The sequence below is a fragment of the Williamsia sp. M5A3_1d genome (genome assembly GCF_053345315.1).
On the sequence record NZ_JBKEZX010000001.1, the window covers coordinates 308,116 to 327,657 of the forward strand.

General features: G+C 69.1%; 20 protein-coding genes. 9 read left to right on the top strand and 11 right to left on the bottom strand.

The window, feature by feature from the left end; translation table 11 throughout:
- Positions 1 to 59 precede the first annotated feature (59 nt).
- Positions 60 to 215 (bottom strand): hypothetical protein, encoded by a 156-nt coding sequence (locus ACLBW1_RS01575; protein WP_447809685.1) that lies wholly within the window; start codon positions 213 to 215, stop codon positions 60 to 62.
- A complete protein-coding gene (locus ACLBW1_RS01580; RefSeq protein ID WP_447809686.1) occupies positions 212 to 1,489 on the bottom strand; it encodes a cytochrome P450 in 1,278 nt (425 codons plus the stop codon). The genes ACLBW1_RS01575 and ACLBW1_RS01580 overlap by 4 nt, the downstream gene beginning before the upstream one ends.
- Positions 1,490 to 1,756: 267 nt before the next feature.
- Here ACLBW1_RS01580 and ACLBW1_RS01585 point away from each other — a divergent pair, with 267 nt between their 5' ends.
- Positions 1,757 to 2,335: a TetR/AcrR family transcriptional regulator gene (locus ACLBW1_RS01585; protein WP_447809687.1), complete on the top strand. Its 579-nt coding sequence runs from the start codon at positions 1,757 to 1,759 to the stop codon at positions 2,333 to 2,335.
- On the opposite strand, the gene ACLBW1_RS01590 is transcribed toward ACLBW1_RS01585, so the two are convergent.
- The 7 genes from ACLBW1_RS01590 to ACLBW1_RS01620 form a co-directional block, all read right to left on the bottom strand.
- Positions 2,336 to 3,127, bottom strand: coding sequence for a crotonase/enoyl-CoA hydratase family protein (locus ACLBW1_RS01590; protein ID WP_447809689.1), 792 nt, complete (start codon positions 3,125 to 3,127; stop codon positions 2,336 to 2,338).
- 54 nt (positions 3,128 to 3,181) lie between these two features.
- On the bottom strand, positions 3,182 to 4,165 hold the full coding sequence (gene egtD / locus ACLBW1_RS01595) for an L-histidine N(alpha)-methyltransferase (protein ID WP_447809690.1): 984 nt from the start codon (positions 4,163 to 4,165) through the stop codon (positions 3,182 to 3,184).
- Positions 4,166 to 4,221: 56 nt separating this feature from the next.
- Entirely contained in the window at positions 4,222 to 4,992 is a 771-nt protein-coding gene (gene egtC, locus ACLBW1_RS01600) for an ergothioneine biosynthesis protein EgtC (protein ID WP_447809691.1), read from the bottom strand.
- Between the two features lie 3 nt (positions 4,993 to 4,995).
- A complete protein-coding gene (gene egtB / locus ACLBW1_RS01605; RefSeq protein ID WP_447809692.1) occupies positions 4,996 to 6,336 on the bottom strand; it encodes an ergothioneine biosynthesis protein EgtB in 1,341 nt (446 codons plus the stop codon).
- Positions 6,333 to 7,598 carry an ergothioneine biosynthesis glutamate--cysteine ligase EgtA gene (gene egtA / locus ACLBW1_RS01610; protein ID WP_447809693.1) on the bottom strand — a complete coding sequence of 422 codons (1,266 nt, stop codon included), beginning with the start codon at positions 7,596 to 7,598 and terminating at the stop codon, positions 6,333 to 6,335. The genes egtB and egtA overlap by 4 nt, the downstream gene beginning before the upstream one ends.
- Before the next feature lie 149 nt (positions 7,599 to 7,747).
- Positions 7,748 to 9,319: a HAMP domain-containing sensor histidine kinase gene (locus ACLBW1_RS01615; RefSeq protein ID WP_447809695.1), complete on the bottom strand. Its 1,572-nt coding sequence runs from the start codon at positions 9,317 to 9,319 to the stop codon at positions 7,748 to 7,750.
- A complete protein-coding gene (locus ACLBW1_RS01620) occupies positions 9,316 to 10,029 on the bottom strand; it encodes a response regulator transcription factor (RefSeq protein WP_447809696.1) in 714 nt (237 codons plus the stop codon). The genes ACLBW1_RS01615 and ACLBW1_RS01620 overlap by 4 nt, the downstream gene beginning before the upstream one ends.
- Before the next feature lie 155 nt (positions 10,030 to 10,184).
- On the opposite strand from ACLBW1_RS01620, the gene ACLBW1_RS01625 reads away from it, so the two are divergent.
- The 6 genes from ACLBW1_RS01625 (at position 10,185) to ACLBW1_RS01650 (ending at position 14,631) form a co-directional block, all read left to right on the top strand.
- Positions 10,185 to 10,940 (top strand): hypothetical protein, encoded by a 756-nt coding sequence (locus tag ACLBW1_RS01625; protein WP_447809697.1) that lies wholly within the window; start codon positions 10,185 to 10,187, stop codon positions 10,938 to 10,940.
- A gap of 207 nt (positions 10,941 to 11,147) precedes the next feature.
- Entirely contained in the window at positions 11,148 to 11,759 is a 612-nt protein-coding gene (locus ACLBW1_RS01630) for an HNH endonuclease family protein (RefSeq protein WP_447809699.1), read from the top strand.
- A gap of 2 nt (positions 11,760 to 11,761) precedes the next feature.
- Complete coding sequence (locus ACLBW1_RS01635; protein WP_447809701.1) at positions 11,762 to 12,025, top strand: hypothetical protein; 264 nt, start codon at positions 11,762 to 11,764, stop codon at positions 12,023 to 12,025.
- Positions 12,026 to 12,104: 79 nt separating this feature from the next.
- A complete protein-coding gene (locus ACLBW1_RS01640) occupies positions 12,105 to 12,272 on the top strand; it encodes a hypothetical protein (RefSeq protein WP_447809702.1) in 168 nt (55 codons plus the stop codon).
- 43 nt (positions 12,273 to 12,315) lie between these two features.
- Positions 12,316 to 13,107 carry a putative protein N(5)-glutamine methyltransferase gene (locus tag ACLBW1_RS01645; protein ID WP_447811099.1) on the top strand — a complete coding sequence of 264 codons (792 nt, stop codon included), beginning with the start codon at positions 12,316 to 12,318 and terminating at the stop codon, positions 13,105 to 13,107.
- Positions 13,108 to 13,167: 60 nt separating this feature from the next.
- Positions 13,168 to 14,631, top strand: a complete 1,464-nt coding sequence (locus tag ACLBW1_RS01650; RefSeq protein ID WP_447809703.1) for an SDR family oxidoreductase — start codon at positions 13,168 to 13,170, stop codon at positions 14,629 to 14,631.
- A gap of 10 nt (positions 14,632 to 14,641) precedes the next feature.
- On the opposite strand, the gene ACLBW1_RS01655 is transcribed toward ACLBW1_RS01650, so the two are convergent.
- Both ACLBW1_RS01655 and ACLBW1_RS01660 read right to left on the bottom strand, forming a co-directional pair.
- Positions 14,642 to 15,928, bottom strand: coding sequence for an APC family permease (locus ACLBW1_RS01655; protein WP_447809705.1), 1,287 nt, complete (start codon positions 15,926 to 15,928; stop codon positions 14,642 to 14,644).
- A gap of 85 nt (positions 15,929 to 16,013) precedes the next feature.
- Positions 16,014 to 16,946, bottom strand: a complete 933-nt coding sequence (locus tag ACLBW1_RS01660; RefSeq protein ID WP_447809706.1) for an alpha/beta hydrolase — start codon at positions 16,944 to 16,946, stop codon at positions 16,014 to 16,016.
- Positions 16,947 to 17,111: 165 nt separating this feature from the next.
- On the opposite strand from ACLBW1_RS01660, the gene ACLBW1_RS01665 reads away from it, so the two are divergent.
- Together ACLBW1_RS01665 and ACLBW1_RS01670 are read left to right on the top strand one after the other, a co-directional pair.
- Entirely contained in the window at positions 17,112 to 17,573 is a 462-nt protein-coding gene (locus ACLBW1_RS01665; RefSeq protein WP_447809707.1) for a MarR family winged helix-turn-helix transcriptional regulator, read from the top strand.
- 62 nt (positions 17,574 to 17,635) lie between these two features.
- Positions 17,636 to 19,480, top strand: coding sequence for an MFS transporter (locus tag ACLBW1_RS01670; RefSeq protein WP_447809709.1), 1,845 nt, complete (start codon positions 17,636 to 17,638; stop codon positions 19,478 to 19,480).
- The last annotated feature ends 62 nt before the right edge of the window (positions 19,481 to 19,542 follow it).

The following is a 19,542-nucleotide window of genomic DNA, read 5'->3' on the forward strand; positions in this document are numbered from 1 at the left end:
GTCGGTCCGACGGCGATATGCCCTCGGCGACCCCTCACGGGGACGATCTCAGCAGCGCTTCAGAAGTAGTGCGCCCGACCTGCGACCACACGTCCGTGGCTACCCGAGAAGGCCAGTGCGACACCGACGACGGCCAGCACGATGCCGGCGATCCACATCCACTGGATCGGGATGATCACACCGACGACGATCAGGATCAGTCCGAGGATCGTCATGACGTCCCGTAGTCGACCGAGAGCCGCTTCACGCCGTTGAGCCACCCCGACCGCAGCCGCTCGGGCTCGGCCAGCTTGGTGATGTCGGGCATGTGGTCGGCGATGGCGTTGAAGATCAGGTTGATCTCCATACGGGCGAGGTTGGCGCCGATGCAGTAGTGCGTGCCGTGACCGCCGAAACCGACGTGCGGGTTGGGATCTCGCGTGATGTCGAAGGTGAACGGATCGGCGAACACGTCCTCGTCGTAGTTGGCCGAGCCGTAGAACATCCCGACCCGCTGCCCCTTCTTGATCTCGACACCGTCGAGGACCAGATCCTCACGCGCCGTGCGCTGGAACGAATTGACCGGGGTGGCCCAGCGGACGATCTCGTCGGCCGTCGTCGTGGGCCGCTCACGCTTGAACAGCTCCCACTGCTCGGGGTGGTCGAGGAACGCGTTCATCCCGTGCGAGATGGCGTTTCGCGTGGTCTCGTTGCCCGCCACCGACAGCAGGATGAAGAAGTAGCCGAACTCGATCTCGTCGAGCGCCTGACCGTCGAAGTCGGCGTTGACCAACGTGGACACGATGTCGTCGACCGGGCATGCCTTGCGCGACTCGGCCATCTGATAGGCGTAGCCGAGAACCTCGGCCGAGGCGGTGGTCGGGTCGATCGTGAACTCGGGATCGTCGGCGTTCATCATCGAGTTCGACCACTCGAAGAGCTTGTGGCGATCCTCCTGCGGCACTCCCAGCAGATCGGCGATCGCCTGCAGGGGCAGTTCGACGGCGACCTGGTGGACGAAGTCGCCGCTGCCGGCCGCGGCCGCCTCCTTCACGATGGTCTGTGCCGCGTCGGCGAGTTTCTCCTCGAGTCCCTGCACGGCACGTGGGGTGAAGGCGCGTGAGACCAGCTTGCGCAGCCGGGTGTGGCTCGGGGGATCGTTGTTGATGAGCAGCGCCTTGGTGATCTCGAGGGCCTCCGGGGGCATGTCGTCCTCGAACCGCATGATCACGCCGTTGTCGTTGGTCGACCACAGGGCGTCGTTCTTGGAGATCTCGCGCACGTGCTCGTGCTTGCTCACGACCCAGTAGCCGCCGTCGGTGAAGCCACCGCCCTTGCCGGGCTTCTGGGCGTTCCACCACACCGGCGCGGTCTTGCGCAGCTGCGCGAACTCGTGGATCGGCAGCCCCTTCTCCAGCAGGTCGGGGTCGGTGAAATCGAACCCGTCGTGCATGAACGGGCAGGCGGCGGGATCGGTCGCGGCGCCGGCAATACGATCAAGGGAGGTCATTCGTCTCCTGGTGGTACGGCCCGCCGCCGATCTCGTGGAGATCGCGCAGCGGTGAGGTCGGGCCCGTCGGCGAGACGGGGATGCGTAATATCGATGCCAGTGGTACCGATACCGATGGATACGATACCACTGGATCAGGAAGGGGTGTGCGTGGTCACGTCGAATTCGTCGACCGCTCTCGGATCGACCGGAGAACCGGACGGTCGAGGCGTCGGCAGGGTCGGTGCCCCCGCCGCACCGACACCCCGCGGGGGTCGGCCACGGGACATGACGATCGACGCCCGGGTGCTGCCCGTGGTGCGCGAGCTACTGGTGGAGGTCGGCTGGAACGACCTCAGCGTGCGAGCGGTCGCGGCGAAGTCGGGCGTGGCCCGGGCGACCATCAACCGCCGCTGGGAGACCAAGGCCGAGTTGGTGCTGCACGCCGTCCTCAACGACCGGATCGTGTTGGAGGACATCGGTACCGACGAGCCCGGCGGGTGGATCGACGACCTCATCCGACAGAGCCGTCAGATCTTCGGCCACCCCGATCTGCGCTCGGCCCTGCCCGGTCTGCTCAGCACGTTCGAGCAGGACCCGGGGCTGCGCAACCAGCTGTGGAGCGGTCTGGCCGGCCCGGCCGCCGAGCGCTACGCCGTGCAGGGCGCACCGGCGCGGCGCGATCAGGCCGAGACCGATGCCCTGGCGATGATCATCATCGCCGCGGGTACCGCCATGTTCGCCAGCGTGCTGGCGACCGACATCACCACCGATCCGATCCGGACGCGCATCGACGAACTGCTGCACATGATCGGACGCGAGGTCGCCGGCGACGACCGTGGCCAGGCCGGGGACACCGACGCCTGATCAGGCCCCGGTGAACCGCGCCGCACGGCGCTCGACGAAAGACGTGATCCCCTCGGCGCCGTCGGCGGTGGTGAACAGGCCCGCGACGGTGGGTTGCAGGGCCTCGACGGTCGCAGCGGTGTCGGGCAGTGCCGACTGCGCCGAGGCCAGGGTGGCGCGGACGCCCAGCGGAGCGGCCTTGTCGACGATCGACCGCGCGATGCGTACAGCGGCCTCGCGCGCGCCGCCCTCCGGCGCGATCTCCTGGATGAGCCCGATCCGGTGGGCTTCGGTGGCGTCGAACTCCTCGCCGGTGAGCATCCACCGCATCGCGTTGCCCCACCCCGCCTCGCGGGTGAAACGCAGTGTGGCGCCGCCGAACGGGTAGATGCCGCGCTGCACCTCGAGCTGGGTGAAACGGGCGGTCGTGTCGGCGACACGGATGTCGGCCGCGAGCAGCAGCTCGATCCCGAGGGTCATCACCCAGCCCTGCGCCGCGGCGACGATCGGCGTGGTCCACGGCCCGTCGAGCCGCCACGGGTCGCGCGAACCCTCGGGCACCAGCACCTCACCGGCGAGCACCGCCGCACCGACGTCGGCGAGGTCGAGCCCCGTCGTGAAGTCGGCGCCGTGGGCGAAGAGCACGCCGCACCACACGTCGGGGTCGTCCTCGACGATCGCGTAGGCCCGGGCGAGATCGGCGAGCAGATCACGGTTGAAGGAGTTGCGCTTCTCGGGGCGATCGAGCCCGATCAACATCAGGTGCCCGTCGCGCTCGAGCGTGAGTGTCGGCAGGGTCGGGTCGGTCGTCATGGCCCGAACCCTACTATGGTTTTGACCATAGTAAAGGGCTCCGGGCCGAAGAATTCAGTGCCTCTCGGCGAGCACCACCGCGAAGCGGTCGTCGGAGTCGGTCCAGATCTGCTCGACCCCGAAGCCGGCGGCGGTCAGCTCCTCGGTGATCCCCGACCGACGGAACTTCGCGGAGATCTCGGTGCGCATCTGCTCGCCCTCGGCGAACTCGACCTCCAGATCGAGGTCGGCCACTCGGACGGTCATGGCATGTCGCGCCCGCAGCCGCATCTCGATCCATTCGTTCTCGGTGTCGAACAGCGCGACGTGGTCGAAGGCCTCGAGATCGAAGTCGCCGCCCAGGCGCCGGTTGATGACCGCGAGCACGTTGCGGTTGAAGTCCGCGGTCACGCCGCGCGCATCGTCGTAGGCGGGCACCACGATCGATTCGTCGACCACGAGGCCCACACCGATGATGAGGTGCTCACCGGGACGCAACGCGGCGGCGACACCGGTGAGGAAGGCCGCACGATCGGCGGGAACGAGGTTGCCCAACGTCCCACCGAGGAACGCCACCGTCCGGTTGGGGTGATCGGGGATGGATGCGGCGGTGTCGATGAAATCGCTGACGATGCCCGCGACGCGCAGATCGGGGTACTCCACCGCCAACTCGTCGACCGCACCCTGCAGCGCGGTGACCGAGACATCCTGCGGCACATAGGTGCTCAACGTGCCCGCACGGATTCCGGCGTCGAGGAGCAGACGCGTCTTCTCCGACGAACCGGAGCCGAGCTCGACGAGTGTGGTCATCCCGGTCGCGGCGGCGATGTCGTCGGCGTGTGCGGCCAGGATCGCCTTCTCGGTGCGGGTCGGGTAGTACTCGTCGAGCGTGGTGATGATCTCGAAAAGCTCACTGCCCCGCTGGTCGTAGAACCACTTGGGCGGCAGGTGTTTCGGTGATGCCGTGAGACCGGCACGCACATCGGCGACGAGGGCCTCGTCGACCTCGTCGGGGTTGATGTGGATCTCGAGTGCCTCGGTCGAAACGGGGTGGGACACGGGTTGCCTCCTCAAGGGGCTCAGGGTGGAGCGGGGTCGGATGGGTCGATGAGGTTCTAGAGGGGCTGTGTCGCCACAGCCCCCGCGGTCGCGACGATCACCGACCGGTCGGGCACCGGCTCCCAGGTGCGGTCGTCCTCGAGCGGCTCCGACGCCACCCACACGTCGTCGTCGGTGACCGACGTCGACAGCGAGTGGTGGACGGCGGTGCCCCACAGCGTGGTCCCGTCGCCGAGCAGCAGGTTCAGGCGTGAGCCGGGCCCCGTCTCGTCGAGGGCGCCCACCACGCGGCGCAGCACCTCGACGGGCTCGTGGTCGCGCAGCAGGTGACGGATGATCATCCACAACCCCGCCGAATCGGTGGCGGCGGGTAGCCGCAACAGGTCCTCGACGGGCACTCGAGCGGCCAGGTCGACGAGGCTGTGCGGCCATCCGGCGACGACGCCGTTGTGGCTGAACGCCCAGCGACCGTCCACGAACGGGGCCGATGCGGTCGTGACGACGGGCATCCCGACCGTCGCCGATCGGACCGCGGCGAGCACGGCGGTCGATCGCGTGTGGGTCAGGACGTCGTCGACGGTGCGGTCGGTCCAGATCGGCGCCGCCGACCGATACGACGTCGCCCCGATCGGGTCCAACCCTGTCGGGTCCGACCCTGTCGGATCTGAATCGGGCCACCAGGCGACACCGAAGCCGTCGGCGTTGGCGACTGCGCCGCAACGCATGTCGTTCGGTGCCCACGACTGGACGATCAGCGAATGGTCCCCGTGATGGAGGACGTCACCCACGGCCGCGGCGGGCCCCAGGTAACCGAGGTGTCGACACATGTGTCAGTCGATGCCTCGCGCGAGTCGGAAGCCGGAGAAGATCTGCCGTCGGATGGGGTGGTCCCAGTTGCGGAAGGTCGATCGCACGGCGACCGGGTCGGTCCCGAACGACCCGCCACGCAGCATCTTGTAGTCGCCGCCGAAGAACACCTCGGAGTACTCGGGGTAGGGGAACATCGCGAACTCCGGGTACGCGGTGAAGCCGCTGGAGGTCCACTCCCACACGTCACCCACCATCTGCGCGACACCCAGCGCCGAGGCGCCCGCGGGGTATGCGCCGATGTCGGCCGGTTCGAGGTGTCGCTGTGCGAGATTGGCGTGTTCGGGGGTGGGATCGGCGTCGCCCCAGGGGTATCGGGGGCCGGGGGTCGATCCACCGATGGCCGGGTCGAATCGCGCGGCCTTCTCCCACTCGGCCTCGGTCGGCAACCGCATCCCGGCCCACCGTGCGAACGCCTCGGCCTCGAAGTAGCAGACGTGGACCACGGGTTGGTTCTCCCGGATCGGTGCGCGCACGCCGAAAGCGGTACGCCACCAGGATCCGTCGGCATCACGGTCCCAGAACTGCGGCGCCACGAGTCCTGCCTCGCACCGATGCGTCCATCCCCGTTCCGACCACAGTTCGGGTCGCGAGTACCCGCCGTCGTCGATGAACTCGGCGTAGCGGCCGTTGGTCACCGGGTACCGGTCGATGGCGAAGGTGGGGACGTGTACCGAATGTGCGGGCTTCTCGTTGTCCAGGGCCCATGGATCGGTGTCGGTGCCCATCACGAACGGACCGCCGGGGACGACGACCTGGTCGGCGATCACCCGGCCGGCGCGCGGCGGGGTGGGAGCGGTGAGAACCGGCTCGCCGGAACGCAACTGGTGGGTCGCGAGCATCGTCTCGTCGTGCTGCTGCTCGTGCTGGGCGATCATCGCGAACACGAAGCCCCGGTCGACGAGGGGGTCGCCGGTGAGCGGGGTGGTGTCGAGAACACTCATCGCGTGGTCACGGACCGCGGCGGTGTAGGCACGTGCCTGGTCGGGGTCGAGGATCGGCAGCCCCGGGCGCGACGAACGCGAGTGGCGGAACGCGTCGTAGAGATCGTCGAGATCGGGACGCAGCGGCTCGCGGCGACCGACCTCGCGGATCAGCCAGAGTTCCTCCTGATTGCCGATGTGCGCAAGATCCCACACCAGCGGACTCATCAACGGCGAGTGCTGCGCGCGCAGATCGGCGTCGGTGACCGCATCGGTGAGCACGGCGGTGCGCCTGCGGGCACGCCCCAACACGTCGGCGAGACGGGCGCGGGTGGCCGGAAGGGTCTCGGCGAAGCGGGAATCGGGATGGTGGACGGTCATGCCGGAAGCGCCTCCTGGGCGGGGGTGTGACCGCGTGCGCAGCGCGCAGCGGCGGCGACGAGGTCGTCGTGGTCGGTTCCTGCTGACGTGGCCTCGGCGGCCAGGGACAGCAGATGGCTTGCTGCCGAACGGAGCTCGGCGTCGCGCAAACCGAGCTGCGCTGCGCGGAGCCACGCGTCGGCGGTGGATGCGGCGATCGCGGCCGCCGCGGCCCCGACCTCGTCGTTCGACAGCAGCGCGGTCACCGCGGCGATGGGCACCGACCACATACCGGTGGGCTGTCCGTCGAGATAGCGCACCTCGAGGTACCCCTGCGGCCGGACCATCGGGAAGACCGTGCTCACGTGGTACGCCAGATCCCCCTCGTCGGGACGGCGACCGACGGTGGCGTCGAGGTGTCCGTCCATCCAGTCGGCGAACGTCGCCCCCGCCGGCGGCGTCCACAGGGTGCCCGCGGCGGTACGCACACACAGCAGTGGCACCGCGAGTACCCAGTCGGTGTAGTCGTCGATGGTCTGCGCCGGCGGCGGGATGCGGGTGCGGTCGGTCTCGAGCCAGGTACGCATCCGCTGCGACGCCCACGGCGATCCGTCGACGCCGTGCAGATCCGGCGAGTTCGCGAACGCGGACAGCAGTGCCGGGCCGATCGTATGCAGGAGCGTCCAGCGCGTGACCGCGTGATCGGCGTCGACACCGGCGTCGAGCGCAACCTGTACTGCGGCGGTGTTGCACATCATCAGGGCGCCGAAACGTCCGCTGCGGCCGAAACTCTCCTCCATCGCGCGGTACCGCTCGGTGGTCAGCAGCCGCCGCGGAGGGCGGACTCCGTCGGCGGCGCCGGCGACCACATCGATGCCGCGGGCGGCGAGCAGCTCGCGCAAGGACTTCTCGTCGGCCTCGAGGGCATGGCGGAGCCCACCGAGATCGGGGTGGGGGACGCTGGAGAGTTCGATCTGGCCGCCGGGCTCGACGGAGACGACACTTCCGGAGCCCAGGGGGAGTTCGGGGGAATCAGGTGCGATGGAGCGGGGTGCGTGCGGTCCGAGTGCTGCGGCGAGTTCACGTAGTTCGGGCCGGGCGGCCTCTGCGGTGAGAGCAGGTCGTGCGCGGGACCCGGTTCCACGCGGGGTCCCGTCGGCGACGCGGGTGAACCATTCGAGTTCGGCGCCGACGAGTCGCGGTGGCCCGAGCTTGAAACACACCCGGGTGAGGTGTGCGGCCGCGGCCGGGCGAGAGGTGATCTCGCCGGAGGTGGTTGTCATGTCCGAACTCTCGTGTCGGGGTCACCGGCGGTAGGGCCGGCGCCACTTCTCGACCAGTCACGATGCTCCGCTGCTGGGGCATCGGTCCCGCCGGACCCCTGTGCGGTACACGCAGGGGATCGGGCGGTCAGGTGTGCTGCAGTCCGATGCTACGGATTTTCCGGCCCGGGTACATCCCTCTCGGTCGCGGATGTGTGGCGCTCCTGTGCGATCGGCAGTGTCACGACGAAGGTCGCGCCGTTCTCCCCTTCGCGATCGCCGTCGGATCCCGATCCGGGCGATTGGGGCGATTCGCCCATCGGCGATGCGTAGGTCACGTCGCCGCCGTGCGCGCGGGCCAGGGCCCGGGCGATCGGGAGTCCGAGTCCGGCGCCCGTCGAGTCACGTGCGGAGTCGAGTTGCACCAGTCGGTCGAAGACGCGTTCCCGGGCCTCGGGGGGTACCCCGGGACCGGTGTCGGTGACCGCGATCCGAGCTGCCGCACCGGTGGCCGACACGTCGACCGTCACCTGCGCGGCGTCGGTGCCCGTCGCGGCACGCACCGCGTTGTCGACGAGGTTCGACACCACCTGTCCGATCCGGCCCGCGTCGACACGGGCGGGGACCGTCGCGGCTCCGGTGCGACGGATGGCCACCGGCCCGCCCAGGAGGCGCCACCGTTCGATGACGTCGTCGACCACCTCCACGAGGTCGGTGTCGGAGATGCTCAGCTGCGGGTCGCTGTCGATGCGCGCCATGTCGAGGAGGTCGGCGACGAGGCGCGAGGCGTGCTGCGACTCCCGGACCAACAGCTCGGTCCACCGCGGGATGCGATCGGGGCGGTTGGTGCCGTCGCGGCGCAGCGACTCGGCCACGGCCGACAACCCGGCGATCGGGGTGCGGAGCTCATGCGCCGCATCGGCGAGGAATCGCTTCGTCTCGGCTTCGGCGCGACGAGCGGTGTCGGCGGCGGCGCGCTGCGCGGTCTCGGCCGCCTCGAGGGCGTCGAGCATCTCGTCGACAGACCCTGCCGCACGTCCGAGCTCGGTGTCGGGGGACCGCGGCCGCACGCGTCGACCGCGGTCGCCGGAGGTGATGCCGCGGGCGACGGCGACCATCGCGTCGAGCGGTCGCAGGGCGCGGCGTACCGCCAGCATCATCAGCAGCGCCGCCACCACGAGCGTCGCCGCACCCGCACCGAGCATCAGCCATCGCAGTTGCGTCCGGACCTCGGCGATCGACGTGGTGTCACCGAGGAGCGTGACGGTGGTTCCACCCGGCAGTCGACGGGTCACCACCAGCGAGTCCGCGGGTGGTCGCGGCGGACCGCGATCGGGTCCCGCGCCCGGCGCCGGCGGCCCACCGCTCGGGTCGGGCTCGTCCCGACCACCTCGGCCCGGCCGACCCGACGGCGGAGCCGGGGCCTCGCCGGGGCCGTCTGCCGCCGCGTCCGGGAACGGACCGGGTCCGCCGTAGACGTCGCCGTCGGATGTGGTGACACGCACCCGGATCGCGTCACCCTGCAACGCGTTCGCGAGCTGCTGCGGCGAGTAGCCCTCGGCCACGAGGGACGCCGACCGGTCGGCCCGGTCGGTGAGTCGGGCCGAGAGATCGCTGCGCAGTTGATGACCCAGCGCCACGTCGATGGCGACGCCGACGAGGGTGAGCAGCACCGCGAACAACACGACGACGACGACGAGGACCCGGCGACGCAACGAGGGTGTCGGGGTCGTCGCGGTCATGACGCGACCCGCAGGACGTAGCCGAGGCCACGGACGGTGTGGATCATGCGCGGGCCGTGCGCCTCCATCTTGCGGCGCAACGCACTGATGTGGACCTCCACCAGGTTCACGTCGTACGCGTCGTATCCCCAGACCGCCTGCAGGATCTGCGGTTTGGTGACGGTGCGTCCGCGCTGGGTGACGAGGAACTCGGCGAGCCGGAGTTCGGTCGCCGTGACGTCGAGGACCGCGCCCCCGCGGGTGATGGTCCCCGCCGTCGGATCGACCAGCAGGTCGCCCACCGACACCGCCGCCTCGATCCGACCACGCCGGCGGAGCACGGCGTCGGCGCGGGCGAGCAGCTCGTCGAGGAGGAACGGTTTGATCACGTAATCGTCGGCGCCGCTGCGCAACCCGTGGAGTCGATCGTCGATGTGGTCGCGGGCGGTCACCATGATGATGCCCGCGTCGGACCGCTCGCGGACGATGTCGATGAGGTCGAACCCGTCGCGGCCGCCGGGCAGCATCACGTCAAGGATCACCAGATCCGGACGGCGCGCGGCGATGAGTTGTTCCAGGTCGCTGCCGTCGGCGACGCCGGTCGCGGAGTACCCCGCGTCGATGAACGCCTCGACCACCGGCTCGCGGATCGCCTCGGAGTCCTCGACGACCACGACGCGCTGCGCGGTGCTGAAATCGCCCTGGGTCACCGGCCCATTGTGGTCTGCCATGTCACCACTGTGCTCACCGCTGCCTGAAGTGACGCTGAAGACCCGCTGTGGAGTCGCTCGTTTCAGGATGGCTTCAGCTGCGGCCGTCACCGTCGTTGATGTCGGGCTCACCGCTCGACTCCCACGAGACACGAGACACGAGACGAGGACCAGCGATGGCTGACAAGACCCCGGACAAGCCCGGCGACGACACCCCGACCGGGCGCATCGACCGCCCCGCCACCCCGGCGGAGCCGAACACCCCGACGGTCGCCTACAGCGCGAACAACCCGTCCACCAGCCCCCTCGAGGGGCAGCCCGCACCCGCCGCCGCGGCTCCGGCCGCCACCACCGGCTCGCGCTGGTCGCGGATGCGTTCGCAGGCGGGTACCAAGCCCTGGCTCCCGCTGACCGCGGTCGGAGTCGGCGGCGCGCTCATCGGCGCTGTCGTGGTATCGGCGATCTTCCTCGCCAACCCGGTGGAGCAGAACGTGAACAACGCGTCGTCGTCGAGCGCTCTGCCGCGTTCCGGCGGCGATCAGCAGCAGGGACCCGACGCCTCGGGCGCGCCGGCCGCACCGGGTGAGTCGGGAGCACCCGCGGCGCCCGGTGACGGATCCGGCCCCGCCGGCAAGGGTGGGCCCGCGGGTCCTGACGCCAAGGGTGGCCCGGCCGGACCGGACGCCAAGGGTGGCCCCGACGGTGCGAAATGCGCCCCGGGCGGGCCTCCCGCCCCGGGTGGTCCCGACGCCAAGGGTGGACCCGACGCGAAGGGTGGGCCCGCGGGTCCCGATGCCAAGGGCGGTCCGGCCGCACCGGACGGCAAGGGTGGTCCCGACGCCAAGGGTGGTCCCGACGGCAAGGCGCCGACCGACGGTGGGCAGCGCCCGCCGGCGCCGAGCGGCGCGCCTGCCCCTCCCGCCGGTTCCTGACCGACGATCACCGACCACCGCGGGTGGCGCTCGTACGCGAGCGTCGCCCGCGGTCTCGTCGATCGACCGTAATGCTTAGTTAGCGTCACATCTGTTTGATGTTCGCGTCGCGTCCATGAGGCGTCCCTATCGTCTGCCCCGCGGGGGTTCGGGGGCGAGCCGAGAAACCAACAGATGTTTGCGCACAATCGAATTCGAACACTGATCGTGACCGCTGCGATCGGATGTGCCACCGCGGGTGTCGTCGCCACACCCGCCGTCGCCGGCGCCACACCGCCGGCCATCCCGTCGGCGTCGACCGCGCGATCCGAGCTGGCCGATCTCCAGGTCGCGACCGAGAGCTCGATGAGCGGCTACTCGCGAGACCAGTTCCCTCATTGGATCGCACAGTCGGGCACCTGCGACACCCGAGAGACCGTGCTCAAGCGCGACGGCAGCGGGGTCACCACCGGCTCGGACTGCTCCCCGACCGCGGGCAGCTGGTATTCGCCGTATGACGGCGTCACCATCGACGAGTCGTCGGGCGTCGACATCGACCACGTGGTCCCGCTCGCCGAGGCCTGGCGTTCGGGTGCGGCGTCGTGGACCACCGCCCGCCGCCAACAGTTCGCGAACGATCTCACCCACTCGCAGCTCATCGCGGTCTCGGCGAGTTCGAACCGGTCGAAGGGCGATCAGGATCCCTCGACCTGGCTACCGACGGTGTCGGCGTACCGCTGCACCTACGCCCGCATGTGGGTCGGCTCGAAGTACGCCTGGGGCCTGAGCCTGCAGTCGTCGGAGAAGTCCGCACTCACCACCCTGCTGAACGGCTGCTGACCGTGAGCAGCGGCACCGATCGGGCCGAACTGAGCAGCATCATCACCGCGGCACCGGGCGGGGTGATGACCGATGAGGTCGGCGTCATCACCGGCTCGGTCGAGATCGCCTGTCGGTGCGACGATGCCGACCGGGGTGTCGCGCGTGTGCGCTACCAGGACGCCGGAGAGTGGTACACGATCACCGACGTCGCCCGCGCCCTCTCGGGTCCCGACGAACTCCCCGATTTCCATCGTTCGGTCGTCGAGCGCTTCTCCGCCCCCTGACCCACCCGGGGCGACGTACGGTGGGACTGGCCGTGACACGGTGAAGCAGCGCAGACGCCACTCGAGGAGGCCGGCGACCATGAGCGATTTCCCGCACGACAACGAGACCCCCATCGGCGAGACGACGGAGATCGCCGAGGAGAAGAAGGCGTACGCCGCGTCGAAGGAACCGACCGACGACGACGCGGACGCGACGAAACCCGATCACGCCCTCGGCGGTTCCGAGGGGACGACAGACGGAACCTGAGCGCGACACCCCGGCTGACGCACCCACCCTCGATCACCCCGCACTGATCGAGGCGTTGCGCCGGGCCGGATGCGTGTTCGCCGAAGACGAGGCGCGCCTCCTGGCCGACGCCGCCGAGTCGCCCGCTGCGCTCGGTGTGCTCCTCGAACGGCGGGTGGCCGGGGAGCCGCTGGAACACATCGTCGGATGGGTCGAGTTCGACGGGCTGCGTATCCGGGTGGCGCCTGGCGTGTTCGTCCCCCGGCGCCGCACGGAACTGCTGGTCACCATCGCCGCAGCGCATCTGGGGACCGAGTCGGTGTTCGTCGAGTTGTGTTGCGGCAGTGCGGCGGTGACACGTGCGGTGATGGCCAGGACCGGAGTGCGTTCGGCGACGGCGTGCGACATCGATCCGGTGGCCGTCGCCCTCGCGGCCGCCAATGCCCCCGACGCCCACATCGTCTGCGGCGACCTGTTCGACCCACTGCCCGCCGATCTCATCGGCCGCGTCGATGTCATCGTGGCCAACGCCCCGTACGTGCCCGGGGCGGCGATCGCGTTCATGCCGCGCGACGCCCGTGACCACGAACCCCGACACGCACTCGACGGCGGCGTCGACGGTCTCGAGATCGCGCGCCGCATCGTCGCCGACGCACCCCGCTGGCTCGCGGAGAACGGCACGCTGGCGATCGAGACCTCGCCCGCGCAGGCCCCGCATCTCGAAGCCGCCTTCGAGCGGTCGGGGCTGATCGCCACCACGGTCACCGACGACGCCGTGGACGGATGCGCCGTCATCGGGACCCTCCGTGCGGTCCGGACCCCTCGTCCGTCTGACCTGCCCGACGTCCATCCGTAGGCTGGACACCATGTCCATCACGTCGCGCCACCGCGCGACGGGCACGACAACGGAGCAATCATGAATCCTCGGACCTGCCTGGTCACCGGCGCCACCGGCTACATAGGCGGACGCCTGGCGCCACGGCTCATCGCCGCGGGCCACACGGTGCGCGCACTGGCGCGTACGCCGGAGAAGCTCGCCGACGCCCCGTGGGCCGGTGACGATGTGGTGGTCCAGGGCGATCTGTCCGACCGCGATTCCCTTGACCGTGCCTTCGAGGGCGTCGATGTCGTGTACCACCTGGTCCACTCGATGGGCCTGGCCGAGGACTTCATGGCCGAGGAGCGGGAGTCGGCGACCAATGTCGCGAAGGCCGCGCAGCACGCAGGCGTGTCGCGGATCGTCTACCTCAGCGGCCTACACCCGACGGGTCACGAACTGTCGCAACACCTCACCTCACGGGTCGAGGTCGGCGAGATCCTGATGGCCTCGGGAATCGAGACGATCGTGTTGCAGGCCGGTGTCGTGATCGGCACAGGGTCGGCCTCGTTCGAACTGATCCGGCATCTCACCGATCGCCTTCCGGTGATGACGACCCCCCGCTGGGTGCACAACAAGATCCAACCGATCTCGGTGCGCGACGCGATGCACTATCTCGTCGAGGCCGCGACGGCGTCGGTGCCGGAGAGCCGTACGTGGGACATCGGCGGCACCGAGGTGTTCGAGTACGGCGACATGATGCAGATCTACGCCGAGGCCGCGGGGCTCCGTCGTCGCCGCATGGTCGTGCTGCCATTTCTGACGCCGACGATCGCCAGTCATTGGGTCCGCTTCATCACGCCGGTCCCGGGCGGTCTCGCGCGACCGCTGATCGAGTCGCTGGAGCACGACGCGGTCATGAAGGACACTGATATCGACACCATCATCCCGCGCCCCGAGGGCGGACTGCAGAGCTACCGCGACGCCCTCGATGCCGCGCTCGACCGGGTCCGTCGCGCCGACACCGACAATGACTGGTCGAACGCCGACGCCTCGGTGCCCGCCGCCGAGCCTCTCCCGTCGGACCCGACGTGGGCGGGCGAGGACGTGTTCACCGACACCCGCTCGCTGTCGAGTTCCGCATCGCCCGAGGCGATCTGGGATGTCGTCGAGGGTCTCGGCGGTGAGAACGGGTGGTATTCGCTCGAATCCGCATGGACCGCACGTGCACTCATCGACTCGGTGGCCGGTGGGCCGGGTGTACGGCGCACCCGCCCCTCGGGCACGCCGGAGGTCGGCGACGCGCTCGACTGGTGGCGTGTCGAGGCCATCGAGCCCGGTTCGCTGCTGCGGCTGCGGGCCGAGACGAAGATGCCCGGCACCGCGTGGCTCGAATTGCGTGTGGTCCCCGACGGCACCGGTTCGCGTCTGGAACAGAAGACGATCTTCTACGCCCGTGGCCTCGCCGGACTCGCGCACTGGTACGGGCAACTGCCGTTCCACAAGGTGGTCTTCTCACGCATGCTGCACAACATCATCGCGAAAGCGGAGTCGCGCAGCTGATCTCGCGGACTCAGGCGTCTGCAGACTTTCGACGCTCGACACGCTGCACCACGAGTCGGTAGCCGATTCCGACCGCGACCACACCCACGCCGACCGCGATGGAGGTGATCGGCAGCGTGGCCACCAACACCACGCATCCGACGGCGCCGAGCGCCTGCAGGGCCCGCGGGTACCGCCGGTCGGTGTCGCGTTGGGTCCACGCCGCGGCGTTGGCGATCAGGTAGTAGAGCAGCACCCCGAACGACGAAAACCCGATCGCATCGCGCAAATCGACGGTCAGCACGAGGATGACGACGACCACGGCGAGTGACACCTCGGCCCGCAGCGGCACCTGGTGTCGGGGCTCGATCGTCGACAGCGCGCGCGGCAGGTCGCCGTTGCGCGCCATGGCCAGGGCGGTGCGGCCAACCCCGGCGATGAGCGCCAGCAGCGCCCCGAGGGCGGCGAGCGCGGCGCCGATGCGGACCGGTGTCGACCACCCGTCACCACCGCCTGCGGTCGCCAGATCGACCAGCGGCGACCGACTCGACGCGAGATCATCGCCCCCCAACACGGCCAGGGCGGTGACCCCGACGGCGACGTACACGACGAGCGTGATCCCCAGCGCGGTGACGATGGCGCGGGGGATGGCGCGGCGCGGGTCGCGGACCTCCTCGCCGAGCGTCGCGATCCGTGCGTAGCCGGCGAACGCGAAGAACAGCAGTCCGGCCGACTGCGCGATGCCGTACCACCCGTGACCGAGGACGCCGTCGGTGAGATTCGCCGTGTCGGGTTCACCGCCGGCGAATCCGACGACGACGACCGCGGCGAGGATTGCGAGCACCACCACCACGATCACCTTCGTCGCCGTGGCCGTGCGGGTCACCCCGAAGCAGTTCACCGTCGCCAGGGCGATGACCGCGGCGGCGGCGACCCAGGGCGCTGCTCCGGCCGGGACGGCATAGGTGGCAAACGTCAGCGCCATCGCCGCGCAACTGGCGGTCTTGCCGATGACGAAGGTCCATCCGGCGAGGAAGCCGGCCCAGTCACCGAGTCGCTCGCGGCCGTAGACATAGGTGCCACCCGACTGCGGGTACTGCGCGGCCAGCTGCGCCGACGACGTCGCGTTGCAGAACGCCACCACCGCCGCGATGGCCAGACCGATCAGCAGACCCGATCCGGCGACGTCGGCGGCCGGGGCGAAGACCGCGAAGATCCCGGCGCCGATCATCGATCCGAGGCCGATCACGGTCGCGTCGACGGTGGTCAGGCGTCGGGCGAGTTCAACCGGCGGGCCACCGATCGGGCGCTGTGACATGTCTTTCGATGACATCCCTTCAGACGACTCCGCCCCGGTCACATCGATGCGAATCGAGGTGCCGGGGCGGAGGCGAATCAGACGGTCAGGCGCCGAGCGCCGGGCCGAGCGTGGAGAACCACGACTCGTGCAGGCGCGCCTGCCAGGAATCCCAGAAGTGCACGCCCTCGGCCGTGATCTTCACGACCGGGTTGACGCCGTTGCGACGCAGGGTGTCGACGTACTGGACGCTTGCCAGCGACGCGGCGACCTCGAGCGGTACGAGTTGCGCGAACTTCACCGGATCGGTGGTCGGGTTGATGTTCGACCCGCCCGAGCCCGAGGAGATGTAGACGCGCTTGCCGCGCAACTTGCCCGCATTGAGGGCCGGGTCGTTGGCGAGCCACTGGCCGCCGGGCCACACGCCCCACATGTTGTTCACGTCGCCGCCCACCTGGCCGACGGCGAGGCCGATGCCCTGCGCGAAACCGGGCTCACTGGCGACGGGGTAGCCACTGTAGGAGGCCACGCCGCGGTACATGCTCGGGTGGCGGGTCGCGAGGTTGAGCGCGCTGGTGCCGCTCATCGACAGGCCGGCGATGGCGTTGCGGCCGGCCGGGCTGCCGTAGGTGCGGGCCATGTAGGCCGGCAGCTCGCGGGTGAGGAAGGTCTCCCACTTGTTCAATCCGAGGTTCGGATCGCGACGCTCCCAGTCGGTGTAGAAGCTGCCTGCTCCGCCGAACGGCAGGACGACGTTGACGTTCTTGTTGGCGAAGAACCGCACGATGTCGGTGTTGATGAGCCAACCGTTGTCGTTGTTCGGGGCGCGCAGACCGTCGAGCAGGTAGAGGGTGGGCGCGCCCTGCTTGCGGTTGAGGATCTGCACCGGGATGCTGCGCTGCATCGCCGCGGAGTACACGGAGTTCGAGGCAGGTCGCGCCTGAGCGGGCGCTGCGGTGACGGCGGTGGCGAAGCCCGCGATGGAGGCGGTTGCCAGAACGCCGGCCAACAGGCGGGTTCGGAGGCTACGAAGCGACATCGAGTCTGGTCCTTAAGTTTCGTGCACAGCGATGGACCCCCGCACAGTAACAGCCGGATAACGGGTCGGCAGAATCACCGGTCTGCTATCAGACATATCGGTTTTGCGATTCGCGTGCGTTTTACGATTCGATTACTTAGTACTACGCAACTAATGTCTTGGCTCATGACCTCCGTTCACACCGCTGCCGGCAGCACGGGCAGCGCGGTCGACGTCTACACCGCGCTCGCCCGGATATCCCGGACTCTCCGTCACGAGGCCGGGTCGGGATCGTTGACCCTCGGCTCCACGTCGGCGTTGTGGGTGCTGGTGTCGAGTCCGCCGATGCGTCTGTCGGAACTGGCGGCACGTGAACGGGTCACCGCGCCGACGATGTCGCGGATCGTGAGCGCGCTCGAGCGCGACGGGATGGTGGTCCGCACCGCCGACCCGCTCGACGGGCGGGCCAGCCTCATCGCCGCGACCGAGGCGGCGGTCGACCTGATCACCTCCACCACCTCGCGTCGCGCGCGGCTGATGGAGGAGGCGCTGTCCCGCCTCACACCCGACGACCGCTCCGCCGCCGAGCACTCCATCGCCCTGCTCGCGGAGTCGTTGATCGAGACCGTGCGATCCCGACCCGACTGACGTCGGGGGCCACCCGCGCCACCACCGCTTCGTTCGCCCACCGCGAGAGACCCGAGGAAGCCATGACCCGCAGTTCCACCCCCGTACTCGAGAAGGGCGCCGCACCCGAACCCTCGGGCCGCCGTCGCATCCGTTCACTCGAGGAGCTCGGTCCGCACTACAAGTGGATCGCGTTGTCCAACACCACGTTGGGGATGTTGATCGCCACCATCAACTCCTCCATCGTGCTCATCGCGCTGCCCGACATCTTCAAGGGCATCAACCTCAACCCGCTCGAGCCCGACAACACCAGCTACCTGCTGTGGATGATGATGGGCTTCCTCGTCGTCACCGCGGTGCTCGTGGTCAGCTTCGGCCGACTCGGCGACATGTTCGGCCGGGCACGCATGTACAACATCGGATTCCTGGTCTTCACCGTCTCGTCGGTGTTCCTCGCCGCCACATGGTTCGACGGCAGCAAGGCCGCCATCTGGCTGATCTTCTGGCGCGTGATCCAGGGTGTCGGCGGCGCCTTCCTCATGGCGAACTCGTCGGCGATTCTCACCGACGCCTTCCCGCAGCATCAGCGTGGTCTGGCGCTGGGCATCAACGGCGTCGCCGCGATATCGGGATCGTTCCTCGGCCTGCTGATCGGAGGCATCCTCGCGCCGATCGACTGGAACCTCATCTTCCTGGTGTCGGTCCCCTTCGGTCTCGTCGGGACCGTCTGGGCCTACATGAAGCTGCACGACACCGGAATTCGTCAGAAGGCGACGATGGACTGGTGGGGCAACATCACCTTCGCGGTCGGCCTGGTCGCGATCCTGGTGGGTATCACCTACGGCATCCAGCCCTACGGCGCATCGAACATGGGCTGGACGAGCCCGATGGTGTTGAGCTGCCTCATCGGTGGGCTCGTGGTGCTCGCGGCGTTCGCGGTGATCGAGACCCGCGTGACCAATCCGCTGTTCAACCTGTCGCTGTTCGCCAACCACTCGTTCCTGTACGGCAACATCGCCAACCTCATGGCGTCGATCGGCCGCGGTGGGTTGCAGTTCATCCTCATCATCTGGTTGCAGGGGATCTGGTTGCCGCAGCACGGTTACGACTACACCCGCACCCCGCTGTGGGCAGGTATCTACATGGTGCCGATGACCATCGGCTTCCTGCTGTCCGCACCGGTGTCGGGGTACCTGTCGGACAAGGTCGGCACCAAGTGGTTCACCACGACCGGCCTGTTCGTCACCGCCGCCACGTTCTTCGCCCTCATCGTCATCCCGGTCGACTTCAGCTACTGGGCCTTCGCGGTCATCCTGCTGATCAACGGCATCGGCATGGGGCTGTTCTCCTCGCCGAACCGTGCCGAGGTGATGAACAGCCTGCCCGCCAACGCACGTGGATCGGGCGCAGGCATGATGACCACGTTCCAGAACGCGGCCATGGTGCTGTCCATCGGCCTGTTCTTCAGCCTCATGATCGCCGGGCTGTCCAGCGATCTGCCGTCGGCGATGAGCAGTGGACTCCTCGCGCACGGCGTCTCGCCGGCCGACGCCAACCAGGTCGCGAACCTGCCGACGGTGGGCATCCTGTTCGCGGCGTTCCTCGGCTACAACCCGATCAAGGAGCTCGTGGGTCCACACCTGTCGACGCTGTCGCAGACAAACCAGGACACGCTCACCGGCCTGAAGTTCTTCCCGCACCTCATCTCCGAGCCCTTCTCCAACGGACTGTCGGCGGCGTTCACCTTCGCGATCGTCTGCTGCGTCCTCGGTGGGATCGCCTCGCTGTTCACCGGCGGCAAGGGCGCTGCGGCAGCATCCGACGAGCCGCATGAGTCGGTGGGCGAGGAACTCGCGAGCGTCGGCTTCAACGGCGTCGCCTCCCGAGAGGCCGAGCACGCGGAGTACGACGAGTTCGCGCGCCGCTAGCTGCCCTGGCGCAAACGGGGACCTCTTGACTTTCCTGGTTGGAAAGTAGAAACTACTTTCCA